Annotated in this window: 11 protein-coding genes; 4 read left to right on the forward strand and 7 right to left on the reverse strand. The window is 48.7% G+C overall.

Features of this window, described 5'->3' with window-relative positions; translation table 11 throughout:
- The 6 genes from uvrC to AC1WIP_RS03475 form a co-directional block, all read right to left on the reverse strand.
- A partial coding sequence (gene uvrC / locus AC1WIP_RS03450; RefSeq protein WP_481140498.1) for an excinuclease ABC subunit UvrC occupies positions 1–1,789 on the reverse strand: 1,789 nt, incomplete at its 3' end.
- A 188-nt stretch (positions 1,790–1,977) separates the two neighbouring features.
- Complete coding sequence (locus tag AC1WIP_RS03455) at positions 1,978–3,048, reverse strand: siderophore ABC transporter substrate-binding protein (RefSeq protein ID WP_481140499.1); 1,071 nt, start codon at positions 3,046–3,048, stop codon at positions 1,978–1,980.
- A 19-nt stretch (positions 3,049–3,067) separates the two neighbouring features.
- Entirely contained in the window at positions 3,068–3,820 is a 753-nt protein-coding gene (locus AC1WIP_RS03460) for an iron ABC transporter ATP-binding protein (protein ID WP_481140500.1), read from the reverse strand.
- Positions 3,821–3,827: 7 nt separating this feature from the next.
- Complete coding sequence (locus AC1WIP_RS03465) at positions 3,828–4,799, reverse strand: iron chelate uptake ABC transporter family permease subunit (RefSeq protein WP_481140501.1); 972 nt, start codon at positions 4,797–4,799, stop codon at positions 3,828–3,830.
- Positions 4,796–5,800, reverse strand: a complete 1,005-nt coding sequence (locus tag AC1WIP_RS03470) for an ABC transporter permease (RefSeq protein ID WP_481140502.1) — start codon at positions 5,798–5,800, stop codon at positions 4,796–4,798. Before AC1WIP_RS03470 ends, AC1WIP_RS03465 begins: the two co-directional genes overlap by 4 nt.
- 110 nt (positions 5,801–5,910) lie before the next feature.
- Positions 5,911–7,086, reverse strand: coding sequence for a helix-turn-helix domain-containing protein (locus AC1WIP_RS03475; RefSeq protein ID WP_481140503.1), 1,176 nt, complete (start codon positions 7,084–7,086; stop codon positions 5,911–5,913).
- A gap of 214 nt (positions 7,087–7,300) precedes the next feature.
- On the opposite strand from AC1WIP_RS03475, the gene AC1WIP_RS03480 reads away from it, so the two are divergent.
- The gene (locus AC1WIP_RS03480) at positions 7,301–7,921 is read left to right on the forward strand and encodes a TetR/AcrR family transcriptional regulator (RefSeq protein ID WP_481140504.1); all 621 of its coding nucleotides are present in this window, start codon (positions 7,301–7,303) and stop codon (positions 7,919–7,921) included.
- Entirely contained in the window at positions 7,914–8,675 is a 762-nt protein-coding gene (locus tag AC1WIP_RS03485; protein ID WP_481140505.1) for an SDR family NAD(P)-dependent oxidoreductase, read from the forward strand. Before AC1WIP_RS03480 ends, AC1WIP_RS03485 begins: the two co-directional genes overlap by 8 nt.
- Before the next feature lie 63 nt (positions 8,676–8,738).
- Here AC1WIP_RS03485 and ftsH read toward each other — a convergent pair whose 3' ends face one another.
- Positions 8,739–10,868 (reverse strand): ATP-dependent zinc metalloprotease FtsH, encoded by a 2,130-nt coding sequence (ftsH, locus tag AC1WIP_RS03490; protein ID WP_481140508.1) that lies wholly within the window; start codon positions 10,866–10,868, stop codon positions 8,739–8,741.
- 365 nt (positions 10,869–11,233) lie between these two features.
- On the opposite strand from ftsH, the gene AC1WIP_RS03495 reads away from it, so the two are divergent.
- Positions 11,234–12,718 (forward strand): DUF1846 domain-containing protein, encoded by a 1,485-nt coding sequence (locus tag AC1WIP_RS03495; protein WP_481140506.1) that lies wholly within the window; start codon positions 11,234–11,236, stop codon positions 12,716–12,718.
- Positions 12,719–12,826: 108 nt separating this feature from the next.
- Positions 12,827–14,437, forward strand: coding sequence for a CTP synthase (locus AC1WIP_RS03500; protein WP_481140507.1), 1,611 nt, complete (start codon positions 12,827–12,829; stop codon positions 14,435–14,437).
- The last annotated feature ends 201 nt before the right edge of the window (positions 14,438–14,638 follow it).

Here is a 14,638-nt window from a genome sequence, read left to right on the forward strand (position 1 = left end):
CCACAGAAGCCTTCCTGATATCCTCCAGAGACTTAAAATGTCTCATGAGGGCCTTTCTTCTGGCCGGTCCTACTCCCGGAATGTCATCCAAAACAGACTTTACCTGCCCTTTGCTTCGCAGGGAACGGTGGTATTCGATGGCAAACCTGTGAGCCTCGTCCTGAATCCTGGTGATCAGCTTAAAGCCCTCTGAGCGGGTGTCTATGGGAAGCTCCACATTGTTAAAATAAAGCCCTCTGGTTCTGTGGTTATCATCCTTCACCATACCGCACACCGGAATGGAAATGTTAAGCTCCTTTAGCACCGACAGGGCGATATTCACCTGTCCCCGGCCTCCATCCGTGAGCAGAAGATCCGGAAATTTCGTAAAGCTTCCATACTCCTGATCCAGCTCCTTTTCCTGCAGCAGGCGGCTTTCCTCCATGCCGTGGAGAAAGCGCCTGGTAAGCACCTCCCGCATGCAGGCGTAGTCGTCAGGCCCGGACACGCTTTTTATTTTAAATTTCCGGTAATCACTGCGCTTGGGCCTGCCCTTTTCATATACTACCATGGAGCCTACGTTTTCAAAGCCATTGATATTGGAAATGTCATAGGCTTCCATCCTGTCAATGCAGGAAAGGCCCAGAAGCGACGCGATCTCCTTCACCGCGCCGATGGTTCTGCCCTCCTCCCGCTTTAGCTTCTCCCTGTCCTGATTCAAAATAAGCTTTGCATTCTGGGCGGCCAGCTCCACCAGCTTTTCCTTGCTTCCTATTTTGGGCACCCGCAGATACACCCGGCTTCCCCGCCTGTCGCTGAGCCATTTTTCAATGAGTTTTCCATCGGCGATCTCATACTGCAGCATCAGCTCCCTTGGGATAAAGGGGGTTCCCGCATAAAACTGCTTCACAAAATCCTCCAGAATACCTGGCTTATTATTTTCTGACACATTTGTCATATAATAGTGCTCCCGGCCGATGAGCTTTCCGTCCCGCACAAAAAATACCTGCACCACGGCCTCCGTCTCATCCTGATAGAGTGCAATGATATCCTTGTCCTCCCCCACGCCCTCTGTGATTTTCTGCTTCTGGGCCACCTGGCTGACGCTGTTGTAAAGGTCCCTGTACCTTGCCGCCTCCTCAAAGGCCATAGCCTCTGCGGCGCTTTTCATTTTCTCTTCCAAGTCCTTTAAGATCACATTGTAATTGCCGTTTAAGAATTCCAAGGCGGCATCCACCTGCTCTCTGTACTGCTCCCTGCTCACATAGCCCTGGCAGGGAGCCAGGCACTGCTTGATATGATAATTCAGGCAGGGTCTGTCCTTACCGATATCTCTAGGCAGACTTCGGTTACAGGTCCGAAGAAAAAACAGCTTGTTCAGCAGCTCAATGGTATCCTTCACTGCCGAAGCGCTGGAATAGGGGCCAAAATATTTTGACTTATCCTTTTTCATGGTTCTGGAAAACAGAATTCTGGGATATTCCTCCCCCACAGTCACCTTGATATAAGGATAGGTCTTGTCATCCTTTAAAAGAGTGTTGTACTTGGGGGAATTCTCCTTGATCAGATTATTCTCCAGCACCAAGGCCTCCAGCTCCGAATCCGTCACAATATACTCAAACCTCGCGATTAAGGACACCATTTTGTCGATCATGGGGCCCCTGCCGATATTCTCCCGGAAATAAGAGCGCACTCTGTTGTGCAGGTCCACAGCCTTCCCCACATACAAAATGACGTCTCTGTCGTCTCTCATGATATAAACTCCCGGCTTATGGGGGAGCTTTTTTAATTCTTCCTCTATCTGAAACATATCCGACCTCTTTATACTGCCTGTATTTCCTGGCTTCTATTTCCATTCAGCTGCATCAACCAAATTTTTTTCATTATAGCAAGGATGGGGAAACTGTTCAAGACAAGGACAGGCAATGCAAGAACAGACAAAGAAGCCGTCCTGCCAGTTTGGACGGCTTCTTTGCGATCATTTTGAGTTTATAGGATTTACTGCAGCAGTTCACTCTCCAGATCAGAGAGCATTACATCCAGGGCAGTGATTCCCCCTTCTGCTGTATACCACACCGCGGGGTTTGCCAGATAAATTATGTTTCCATCCTGATAAGCCCGGGTGCCTTTTACCAATTCATTTTCTACAATATCCTTTGCCAGCTGGGCGCCTTCCGTCTGTATTGCCGCATCCCTGTCCATTACAAAAATGTAATCGGGGTCTTTGTCCACAATAAATTCAAAGGATGCCTCGTTACCGTGAGTGGATGTGTCAGTATCTGCATCCACGCCAATATTTTCAAATCCGATCTCTCTGCCGATCAGAGAGCAGCGTCCGTCGTTGCCCAGAACATTGAAGCCGCCGCTGGTGGCCATGCCGATAATTGCGGTTTTATCCTGGGCAAAATCTGAAAGCGCCGCAATCCGGGCGTCAAAATCTGCCATCAGGCCGTCTACCTTTTCCTCCAGACCAAATATGGATGCAATGGTATAAGCATTCTTTCGTACGCTCTCCACAACGCCAAGCTCCGTATCCGTTGCCAGATACACCACCGGCGCAATCTCGCTCAAAGCGTCATAGGAGGAGGAAAGCCGTCCGCCGATAAAAATCACATCCGGCTCACAGGACATTACCGCTTCCAGATCCGCTTCCTTGATGGTGCCAAGATTGGCTATATCCTGAGTAGTATAATCCTGCAGATAATCTAAGGAGGTCTGGGCGCTCCCCACAACACGGTCTCCCAGGTCAAGGGCGTCCAGAATGTCCAGAGCCGCCATATCCAAAATAGCAATACGCTCAGGATCATAGGGAACCTCTATTTCCGCTTCCGCCGATTCCGCATTCAGCGCCGTAATTACAACCGTTTCCGGCAGGGCTTCCGCTGCTTCCTGTGTTGTTTCCTGTATGGTTTCCATACCCTCCGCAGCAACTTCTGTGGCCTGTGCCGCCTCAGTGTCTGCCACACTGCTTTCCTGAGCAGAACCCGCTACCTCTGCGGTATTGTTTGCGCATGCTGTCATCATAGCTGCCATAGAAAGGGCAAAAATAAAAGATATAAATTTTTTCATATATTCATTCTCCTTCATCTTAATAATAGATAGATAACGGTTTCCCCTGAATTTCCATAATCTCAAAGTCAACCTTATAAATAGCAGACAGATTTTCTTTTGTCATCACTTCTGCTACCGTACCGAATTTTGCGATTTTTCCATCTACGAAAGCGCAGATATAATCGGAATAAAAGGCCGCATAATTAATCTCATGCAGTACCAAAATCACCGTCTTTCCCAGTTCATCGCAAAGCCTGCGGACGGTTTTCATCATGTTGGCGGCATGATAAATGTCCAGGTTGTTGGTGGGCTCATCCAGCAGAACATATTCCGTGTCCTGGGCAATCACCATTGCGATCATAGCCCTCTGCCGCTGTCCGCCGGACAGCTCGTCGATAAACCTGTCCTCAAACTCCTCCAGCTCCATATAGGCTATGGCTTTGCTTATAATGGCTTCGTCCTCGCTGGCGGCATGAGAGCCGGAATAGGGAAAACGCCCAAAGGTCACCAGCTCCCTGACAGTGAGCTTCATCTGGATATGGTTGGTCTGGGTGAGAATCGCCAGCTTCTTGGAAAGCTCCTTGCTCTTCCACTTGGAAATATCCTTCCCGTGAAAATCCACAAGCCCTGCATCCCTGGCAATCAATCTGGACAAAATACCCATTACCGTTGATTTTCCGGCTCCGTTTGGACCAATCAGAGATATCACCTTCCCCTTGGGAATCTCAAAGCTCACCGAGTCCACAACCTTTTTGCCGTCATATTCTTTTACTAGGTTTTTTACCTGCATCCTTTGGTTACACACTCCTTTTTCTCAACAATAGGTAGAGGAAATAAATTCCGCCGCCCACCGTAATAAACACGCTGATCGGAACCGCGTAGGTGTATACATGCTCCACAATCATCTGCCCGCCAATTAAAATCAGCATTCCGAATAATATGGACCCTGGTATCAGCTGGCTGTGGCGGTATGTGCGCAAAAGCTGTCTCGACAGATTGGCAATAATCAGTCCCATGAAGGAAATCGGCCCCACCACAGCAGTTGCCACGGCGATGGACAAGGTTACGCCAAGAAGCAGTCTGCGGATGCTGCGGTCATAGTCCACGCCAAGGTTGACAGCCTGTTCCTTTCCCAGCGTCAGCACATCCAAAAGCGCCAAATCCTTTCGCAAAAAGAAAATAATCGCACCCAGAGTCAAAATGGAAAACACAATGATTTCTGAATTTACATTGCTGAAGCTGGCTACCAGGGTTGCCAGCAGACTATCGTATTCGTTGGGGTCCATGACCCGGGTGAGCGTAGACTGTATGCTCCCGAAAAAGGAGGTAAGCACCGTGCCGATCAGCAGCACATAAAGTACATTGTAGTTTGTCTTTTTAAACAGGTAGCCATAAATGACTGTGGCGGAGATTCCCATAATGACCAAATCTACTCCAAAAGCCAGGTTGGCATTCACTGCTATCACACTGCCGGAGCCTGCCACGAACACCACCGCCGTATGAATTAGTGTGTACAGGGAATTCATCCCCAAAAGACAGGGCGTAACAATCGTGTTGTTGATAATGGACTGAAACACAAGAGAGGCTCCCCCAATGGCAAAAGCCGCAATCAGCATTACAATCAGCTTCGGAATCCGCAGCTTCATGGCATAGCTGAAATACTTAGGATTGATATCCACCAAAAGATAAGCCCCGGCGGCCAGCAGAACAAGCACTGCCAGCACAATCATTTTCCGCAGATTTCTTTTATATGCAGCTGTTTTTTTCATTCTCTGCCACCCCCTTTAAGCACGAGGGAAATTTCTGCGCTTCTCTTGTCTGTCCTTCCAAAGCGGACCGCCTTTCTTCCATACTTGAGCCGGTAAAGAAGAAGTCCGATGAACAAAATACTGCCAATAATTCCAACGATCAGTTCGATGGGAAGCTCATAAGGCCAGACCACGATTCTTGCTATCATATCACAGGCAAGGACAAAAGCTGCGCCAAATAACGCCGTATCCACAAGCGTTCCCCTGATTTTGTCTCCCTTGAACATGGAGACTATATTGGGCACGATCAGGCCAATGTAGGAAATAGAGCCTACCACCACTACTACAGAGGCAGTTATCATCGCTGCGATGGACAGCCCCAAAAACATCACCAGGTTATAGTGGACACCCAGATTTTTGGAAAAGTCCTTTCCCATTCCCACAATGTTAAAATGATTGGCAAAGACAAAGGCACAAATCACCAGCGGCACTGTCAGCCATACCAGCTCGTAGTTTCCCTTCAGCACAATGGAAAAGTGTCCCACCAGCCAGGAAGACAACGCCTGGGTCATCTCATATTTGTATGCAAGATAGTTGGTAATGCCGCCGATTACATTGCCAAACATGATCCCCACCAAGGGCACCATGACCACGTCCTTAAACTGAATCCGCTGGATAAACCATACAAAAAGCCAGGTTCCCAATATAGCGGTCACAAAAGCAAAAAACGCCCGGCTCCAAAGGGTTGAATGTTGAAAGAACAAAAGGGCCAGCAAAATGCCGAATTGGGCGGAAGAAATGGTAGCCCCGGTGGTGGGAGACACAAATTTATTCATGCAAAGCTGCTGCATGATCAGTCCGGCTACGCTCATTCCTACTCCCGTACATAAAATAGCCAGAAGACGGGGCAGACGGGAAATCAAAAAAATCTCCAGCTGCTCGCCATTTCCCGAAAGCAGCCCTTCTATATTCAGGTCAATCACGCCCACAAACAGGGAGTAAACTGATAATAGCAGCAGCACCCCTGAGAGAATAATCGTTGATTTGTATTTCCTTATAAATATCCCTCCTTCTGGTTAGTTTCAACTAACAATATAGTATAGGGATACACCGAAGGGTTTTCTGCTCCAATTCATGTGGTTTTTAATCCAAAACGTAAGGCCTCCTCCAGGTGAAGGTTTGTTTTCTTTCGATACTGGGCAGGCGAAACTCCCATTACCTCCCGAAATGCCTTTGCAAATTTGCTGCTGTTGTCGTACCCCAGCTCCCCGGCAATATCAGCAATGGTACGACTGGATTCCGTCAGGGCAGCAGCCGCCCGGTACATCTTATACGCCCTGATGCACTGGTAAACCGTCTCCCCATAGACGCAAAAAAAGCTTCTTTTCAATTCCCCCACAGATACCAGCAGTTCATCCGCAAGCTGTGCAATGGTCACCCTCTCGCCTTTATGCTCCTCCACAAATGCGAACACCCTTTTTGTCAAAGCAATCTGCATTTTCGTATAGGTATGCTGCTTTGTCCGGGAAACATCCTGATCCCGACAGGAAAGAAGCAAAAGCAGCTCCAGCACCTTTACCTTAAAATATTCTTTCCGGATGGGCTCCGGAACCGTGTAAAGCTCCGTGAAAATGTGCTCCAGTCTCTCAGTGGAGCGGATAATAAAGTGATCCTCCCACTCAGAAAATTTCGGCAAAATAGAAGCAATGTCTATCTCCGCAGCCTCTAACAGCCTCTCAGCATACCCCTGTGCCTGCTTTGGATGAATCACAATAGACACCCCATGATAATGTCCGGTGGGACAGCGCAGCATTGCATGGCTGCAGCTAGCCCTGTGAATAGCTATGTCTCCTTTCTCCAAATAAAAAAACTTGTGTTCCGATTCACACTCCAAGCGGCCTTCTCTGCAATGAGTGATCTCCAAAAGATGATCGGGATATTCCGCACAGTTTTCAAAGGAAAATGTATGTACATCCTTAAAGGCCAGCCATACTCCCGGAAGGACCATATATTCTGTAATCACTGCCCCACCTTCTTGGCTTTGAAATTCATATAAATTGGGGCCTCCGCTCTTTAGAGCGATCACCTCCGAATGCTTTTCAAATCCTGCCACCCGGTAGCCTCCGTTCTCTATGACACTTCTCAGCTCTCCATCCGGAATCTCTTTCTCTGTGCAGATCACAGTTTCTCCCTGGGTGTGAGAAGAAACAGCGCTAAGCACCGGAAAAGCATTGTGCACCGCGGCATTGATTCTATTTTCACAGGAAGCTCCCCTCATTCCTGTGACCTTTACTTTGATTTTTTTCATTCTCTCTCCCGTTGTCAGGTTGTGATGTTTTGCCCAAATAGTTACCGAGCCATTATAGCACAATTTTCCATCTCTGCTGCCCGCCGGGAATTGAGAATTTCTCTCATTGTCGGCCAGGAATCATGTTTGTCACTTTTTTATGATTCTTCTTGACGATCTAACAGTCGTTAGATATAATATGACTAACGACTGTTAGACACGGAGGGCTCTTTAAGTGAATACAACACATGAGCGAATACTAAGCGTATCACTGGATTTGTTTTCTGAAAAAGGATATTCGGCGGTATCCATTAGGGATATCTGCAGGCAGGTGCAAATAAAGGAAAGCTCAGTGTACTATCATTTCAAAAATAAGCAGGCGATTTTTGACGAGCTGATCTCTCGATTTCAGAAATATGCGGAAAGCATGATGAAAAAATTAGAATCGGCATTAAACGAGAAAAATAATCATCCCGGCGATCATTTCTATCTGTCTGTCTGTGAGAATTTTTTTGAAAACTATCTTATGGATGAATTCTGCAATAAAGTAATACGCTTGTTGTGGATCGAGCAGTTCCATAATGCGCAGGTAAAGGAAGTATATGACTATTGGATTTTCACGAAGCCTTTAGGCATTCAAAGTGAAATTTTTGAAATGCTGGTAAGAATGGGAATTCTTTGCAGCGCCGATAGCAAATATCTTGCTATAAAGTATTATGCGCCTATTTTCTTCTTTGCACAAAAATGGCTATTCAGTGGAAAGTTAACTGATGAAAACAAAAATGGTTTTCGTACAGACGCTTACCAATACATCCAATGGTTCTTTGCTGAAATAGGAGGGACACACAATGGCTAATATTGTTATAACGGGCGCAAATCAAGGAATCGGATATTTTATTGTTGAAAACCTACTGCGTTCCGGAAGCAAGGTCGCAGTTTTGGACATAGCGACAGATCATCTTGAGACGATAAAATCAGCCTATGAAAACTCATTGTTGTTATACAAGGTTGATGTGCGAAACGAGAATGATTTGAAGGATGCCATAAAACAAGTAATTGCAGCATTCCACAACATTGACATTGCAATTCACAATGCCTGTAAATGTACTTTCACATCGGAAGCAGATACCGCTCTGGAGGTATATAGAGACGTTCTGGATGTGAATTATTTTGGCGCATTACGGCTTGCAAAGGCGGTTTTGCCTGATATGCGCCGAGCCGGCCATGGACGGGTCATTTTTACTTCCTCCGGAGTCGGCGTTACGGGCTTTGGCAATATTTCGCCTTATGCTTCCTCGAAGGGAGCAATCGAATCGCTTGCCAAGTGCCTTGAAATTGAAAATCAATGCTATGGCATTACGTTTCATGTGTTTCACCCGCCGCTTACAAACACCGCCGCTGCGGCAGGCCTGCCCATTCCTGCAGAATTTATGGCAGATGCAGCAAAGGTCGGCAAGGGGCTTGCTAAGCATATAGATTCAAAGAAATTTGTTATATGTCATTCGTTCAGTCAGGCTGTGCAAATGAAGCTTTGCTACCGCCATCCACTTTTTATGGGTAAAAACATGTGGAAAATGACAGCGAGAGCAGAGCGAAGCAATGAACATTAATATTCCGAAGGAGGAATATCATGCCGTCTCTCCAATCCGCTCCGCGCTGCTCTCCTTTCTTTATCAATCCACTCTTCCACCGGAAAAGAGTCCTACCGATGGGTCCTGCTTATCCTGTGGCTTATCTGTCCCCTCCGGATTTACGTCTTGCGCTTTTACTTCCTTGGACTCTATGTCCTCTGGCTTCGTGTCCTCCGGTTTCGTGTCCGCCGGTTTTGTGTCCGCCACAGGCTCCGGACCGCCTTCCTCCGCAGGCTGTTCCTCTTTTGGCTGTTCCTGCGCTGCTTCCTTCTGCTCTTCCTTTACAGACTTCTCATCCTCTTCCCCGGATTTCTTTTCCTCCGGCTCGGGCAGTCCCTTTTCCCGGCGGAAAATTTCCATAAACTCCTTGCCTGTAATGGTTTCCTTCTCAATCAGGAATTCGGCCAGCTTATCCATAAGCTCTCTGTTTTCCCGAAGCAGGGAAAGAGCCTTGTCATAGCTCTCCTTTAAGATCTCCACAACCTCCGCGTCGATCTCAGCCGCCGTCTGGTCGCTGCAGTTTAAGGCGGCTCTGCCCTCCAAATACTGGCTTTCTATGGTTGCAAGCCCCATCAGGCCGAATTTCTTGCTCATTCCGTATCTTGTGATCATGGAGCGTGCAATCTCCGTGGCCTTTTCGATGTCGTTGGCCGCTCCGGTAGTCACGTTTCCAAAGACGATCTCCTCTGCCGCCCGGCCGCCTACCAGTCCCACAAGCATATCCCGAAGCTCCGCCTCCGTATTGAGATATTTCTCCTCCTCCGGCACGTGCATCACATAACCCAGGGCTCCCATGGTACGAGGAACAATGGTAATTTTCTGCACCGGCTCGGAATTTTTCTGAAGGGCGCTGATCAGCGCATGTCCCACCTCATGATAGGAGACGATTTTTCTCTCCTCCTTGCTCATGATGCGATCCTTCTTCTCCTTGCCCACCAGCACCTGCTCTACTGCGTTGAACAAATCCTGCTGGTTTACGTACTGTCTGCCTTCCTTCACCGCGTTGATGGCGGCTTCGTTGATCATATTGGCAAGATCGGAGCCAACAGCGCCGCTGGTTGCAAGGGCGATGGCATCCAGATCCACCGTCTCATCCATCTTTACATCCTTGGAGTGTACCTTCAAGATCTCCACACGGCCCTTTAGATCCGGCTTGTCCACAATAATGCGCCGGTCAAAACGGCCCGGCCGCAGAAGGGCCTTGTCCAAAATCTCCGGTCTGTTGGTGGCGCCCAGAATCAAAATGCCCTTGGAGCTGTCAAAGCCGTCCATCTCAGACAAAAGCTGATTTAAGGTCTGCTCTCTCTCCTCGTTTCCACCGCCGTACTTGGAATCACGGCTGCGGCCTATGGCGTCGATCTCGTCGATAAAGATAATGCAGGGCGCGTTCTTGGTGGCTTCCTTAAACAGATCACGAACACGGCTTGCACCCACGCCCACATAAAGCTCTATAAAATCGGAACCGGTGAGGGAGAAAAAGGGAACATGGGCTTCTCCCGCCACTGCCTTGGCAAGCAGGGTCTTGCCTGTTCCGGGAGGGCCCACCAGAAGCGCTCCCTTGGGCAGCCTTGCCCCGATCTTGGAATATTTCCCCGGATTGTGCAGAAAGTCCACGACCTCTACCAGAGATTCCTTTGCCTCATCCTCGCCTGCCACATCCTTAAAGGTTACCCCTGTCTCCTTCTGCACATAGACCTTGGCATTGCTCTTGCCCACACCCATGGGGCCGCCGCTTCCGCCCATCTTGCGGAAGATAACCCCCAAAAGGATCCACATCAGAACCACGGGCAGCACCACATACACCAAAATGTCCATAATCCGGCCGGAATTGTCGGAAAGCACACGGGTGCCGTCCACACCATGCTCCTCCAGCCGGGCAGTCAGCGTATCCAGATCCTCCATCAGCACAGTGGAATACTGTACCGGGAACTGAGACATATAAAAGGCGTATCCGTTCTGAGGCATATTCTCCCCGCTGGCGCTTTCCTGCTGCTTCAGGGTGAAAATGATAACCCCGGTGCTCTGCACCTGCACAGCCTCCACCTGATCCTCATTCAGATACTGCAGAAAGTCTGTGTAGCTTACGCTCTGGGTTCCCGTGGAACTGCCAAACAGCAGATTCCACAGCATAAACACGATGAGAACCGTGCTTAATCCGGCCAGCACCAGCATCAGTATACTGGGCTTTCTGGGCGGCTGCCCGCCGCCGTTTGAACCGTTTCCATTCTGTCCGTTGCCGCGGCCGTTGTTGTAGCCCCCTCCGTTGTCGTATTGATTCATATGATTATCCATAGCAGCTCCATTTCTTATTCTAGTTTATACCATTTTATAAAAAGTAATCTGCTCATTTTCGATATTCAGCAGTAAGCTCCTTTTATTATAGAGAGAACCCTTTGAGAAATCAATAGCGTAAATATGAAAAAAAACGGGTATCTCTAAAACTTTTCTTAAATTCCAGAGCATTTGCCATTGATTTTAAACTGTTTTTTTTGTATGATAACAAATAGATGTTTTTTACAAAAGGATTGGAGAACCAAATGGGAAAAATCGGCTTCGATAACGATATCTATCTCAAAATGCAGTCCGAAAAGATCAAGGAGCGCATTTCCGCCTTTGGGGGAAAGCTCTACCTGGAATTCGGTGGAAAGCTTTTTGACGATTATCATGCTTCCAGAGTGCTGCCAGGCTTTAAGCCGGACAGCAAGATCAATATGCTGGCCCAGTTAAAGGATCAGGCGGAAATTGTCATTGTGATCAACGCAGCGGACATTGAAAAGAATAAGGTTCGGTCCGATTTGGGAATCACCTACGACTTGGATGTGCTGCGGCTCATAGACGCCTTTCGGGGATACGGCCTTTATGTGGGGAGCGTGTGCCTCACCCGCTTCGCCGGACAGCCAAGCGCCATCGCCTACCAGAAAAAGCTGGAATCTCTTGGAATGAAGGTTTACCGCCATTATCCCATTGACGGCTATCCCTCCAACATCCCTTTTATCGTAAGCGACGAGGGCTATGGGAGGAACGAATATATTGAAACCACAAGGTCTTTGGTGGTTGTCACCGCTCCAGGACCCGGCAGCGGAAAAATGGCCACCTGTCTTTCACAGCTGTATCATGAATACAAACGGGGCATTCAGGCGGGCTACGCCAAATATGAAACCTTCCCCGTCTGGAATCTGCCCTTAAAGCATCCTGTGAATCTGGCCTATGAGGCCGCAACGGCAGATTTGAACGATGTGAATATGATTGATCCCTTCCATTTGGAGGCCTACGGCGAAACCACCGTAAATTACAACAGGGATGTGGAAATTTTCCCTGTGCTCAGCGCAACCTTTGAGAAGATCATGGGGAAATGCCCCTACAAGTCACCCACCGACATGGGTGTCAATATGGCGGGCTTCGCCATCATTGACGATGAAGCGGTGCGCAAGGCCTCCAATCAGGAGATTATCCGCAGATATTACAGCGTTTTGTGCCAGAAGCGTCAGGGAAATGCCGACGAGGAACAGATTTACAAGCTTGAGCTTTTGATGAAGCAGGCAGGCATCACCATTGAGGACAGGCCTGTGGTCAGCGCCGCAAAGGTAAAGGCGGAAGCCACCGGAGAGCCTGCAGCGGCCATAGAGCTTCCAGACGGACAGATTATCACCGGCAAGACAAGCGCACTTTTGGGCGCTTCCTCGGCAATGCTGTTAAATGCGCTGAAGGTTCTGGCAGGAATCGAGGATCAGGTGCAGTTGATTTCCCCCGCAGCCATTGGCCCCATTCAAGATTTGAAGGTAACCTATCTGGGCAATAAAAATCCAAGGCTGCACACAGATGAAATTTTAATCGCCCTTTCCATTTGTGCTGCCACAGATGACAAGGCCAAAAAGGCCATTGAGCAGTTAAAGAACCTTAAGGGCTCCGAGGTGCATTCCAGTGTTATTTTATCCCAGGTGGATATGAATGTATTCCGAAAGCTGGGCATAAACCTCACCTGCGAGCCGGATTATCAATCCCAGAGGCTTTACCATAACTAATAGAATCCTATATAATAATAACGAAAGAAAAGTTTTGAGCAAAGAGGCTCCCTACGGGGTCTCTTTCTCTTTTTTTACAGCATGCTTTTGGAAAAAGGAGGTACTATTATGGCAGTAAAATATGTGTTTGTAACAGGAGGCGTTGTCTCAGGTCTTGGCAAGGGTATCACAGCCGCATCCCTGGGAAGGCTTTTGAAGGCCCGGGGCTATAAGGTCACCATGCAGAAATTTGACCCTTATATCAATATCGATCCGGGCACCATGAATCCCATTCAGCACGGGGAGGTATTCGTCACTGATGATGGAGCGGAAACAGACCTGGATTTGGGACATTATGAAAGATTCATTGATGAAAGCCTGGACAAAAATTCCAATGTGACCACTGGAAAGGTATATTGGTCCGTTCTGCAGAAGGAACGCAGAGGCGACTACGGCGGAGGCACCGTTCAGGTGATCCCCCACATCACCAATGAAATCAAAAGCCGCTTTTACCGCAACTTTACCGATCCGGACACCCGCATCGCCATCATTGAGGTAGGGGGAACCGTCGGCGATATTGAAAGTCAGCCCTTTTTGGAATCCATCCGTCAGTTTCAGCACGAGGTTGGTCATGAGAACGCTATTTTGATACACGTTACTCTGATTCCTTATCTGAAATGCTCCCAGGAGCTGAAGACGAAGCCCACCCAGGCAAGCGTAAAGGACCTGCAGGGCATGGGTATCCAGCCGGATATTATCGTCTGCCGAAGCGAGCATGCCCTGAACCAGGCAATCAAGGATAAAATCGCGTTGTTTTGTAATGTTCCCAGCAGCCGTGTGCTGCAGAACCTGGATGTGGAATATCTCTATGAGGCCCCCCTTGCCATGGAAAAGGAGCATCTGGCCCAGGTCGCCTGCGAATGCCTGCACCTGGAATGTCCCGAGCCCGATCTCACGGATTGGACCACTATGGTAAACGATCTGCGCCATCCCACCGACGAGGTAAAGATCGCTCTGGTTGGAAAGTATGTATCCCTGCACGACGCCTACATCAGTGTGGTGGAGGCCTTAAAACACGGTGGAATCACCAACCACACCACGGTGAACATCAAATGGATCGACTCGGAGACTGTCACCCAGAAAAACGCTGAAGAGCTTTTGGGAGACTGCAACGGGATTCTTGTGCCCGGCGGCTTCGGCTCCCGGGGCATCGAGGGGAAAATTATCGCCATCCAGTACGCCAGAACCCACAATAAGCCTTTCTTGGGCCTGTGCCTTGGCATGCAGCTGACTATCGTGGAATATGCCCGCAATGTAGTTGGCTTTAGCGACGCCCACAGCGTAGAGCTGAACCCTTCCACCACCCATCCGGTGATCGCTCTGATGCCGGACCAGAACGGGGTTGAGGATATCGGCGGCACCTTAAGGCTGGGAGCCTATCCCTGTGTGCTGGACAAGGCCTCTAAGGCTTACGAATTATACGGGGAGGAAACCATATACGAAAGACACCGCCACCGCTACGAGGTAAACAACGATTACCGCAGTGTGCTCACGGAACACGGCCTGCGCCTTTCCGGCACCTCGCCCGACGGACGTATCGTGGAAATGTGCGAGCTCACAGAGCATCCCTTTTTTGTGGCCACCCAGGGACATCCCGAGCTGAAATCCCGTCCCAACAGGCCTCATCCTCTGTTTAAGGGATTTATCGCCGCCGCTTTAAAGGACAAGCATGGAAAATAAACAGAGAAATCCGCAAAAAGAGGGCGCCGCAAAATCATGATTTTGCGCGCCCTCTCTGCTTCCTGCAGGCTTTTTTAATTGTCTAAAAAATCATCACAGGCAGCAGCCGCCTCCTCCTGCATCTGCTCAAGCGCAGTTCCAGCTTCTTTAAAGACCTGCTGCATTTCTTCATAGTTTTCCTGTTTCTTTACCTCTGAAAGC

The sequence above is a fragment of the Acetatifactor sp. genome (genome assembly GCF_982438285.1).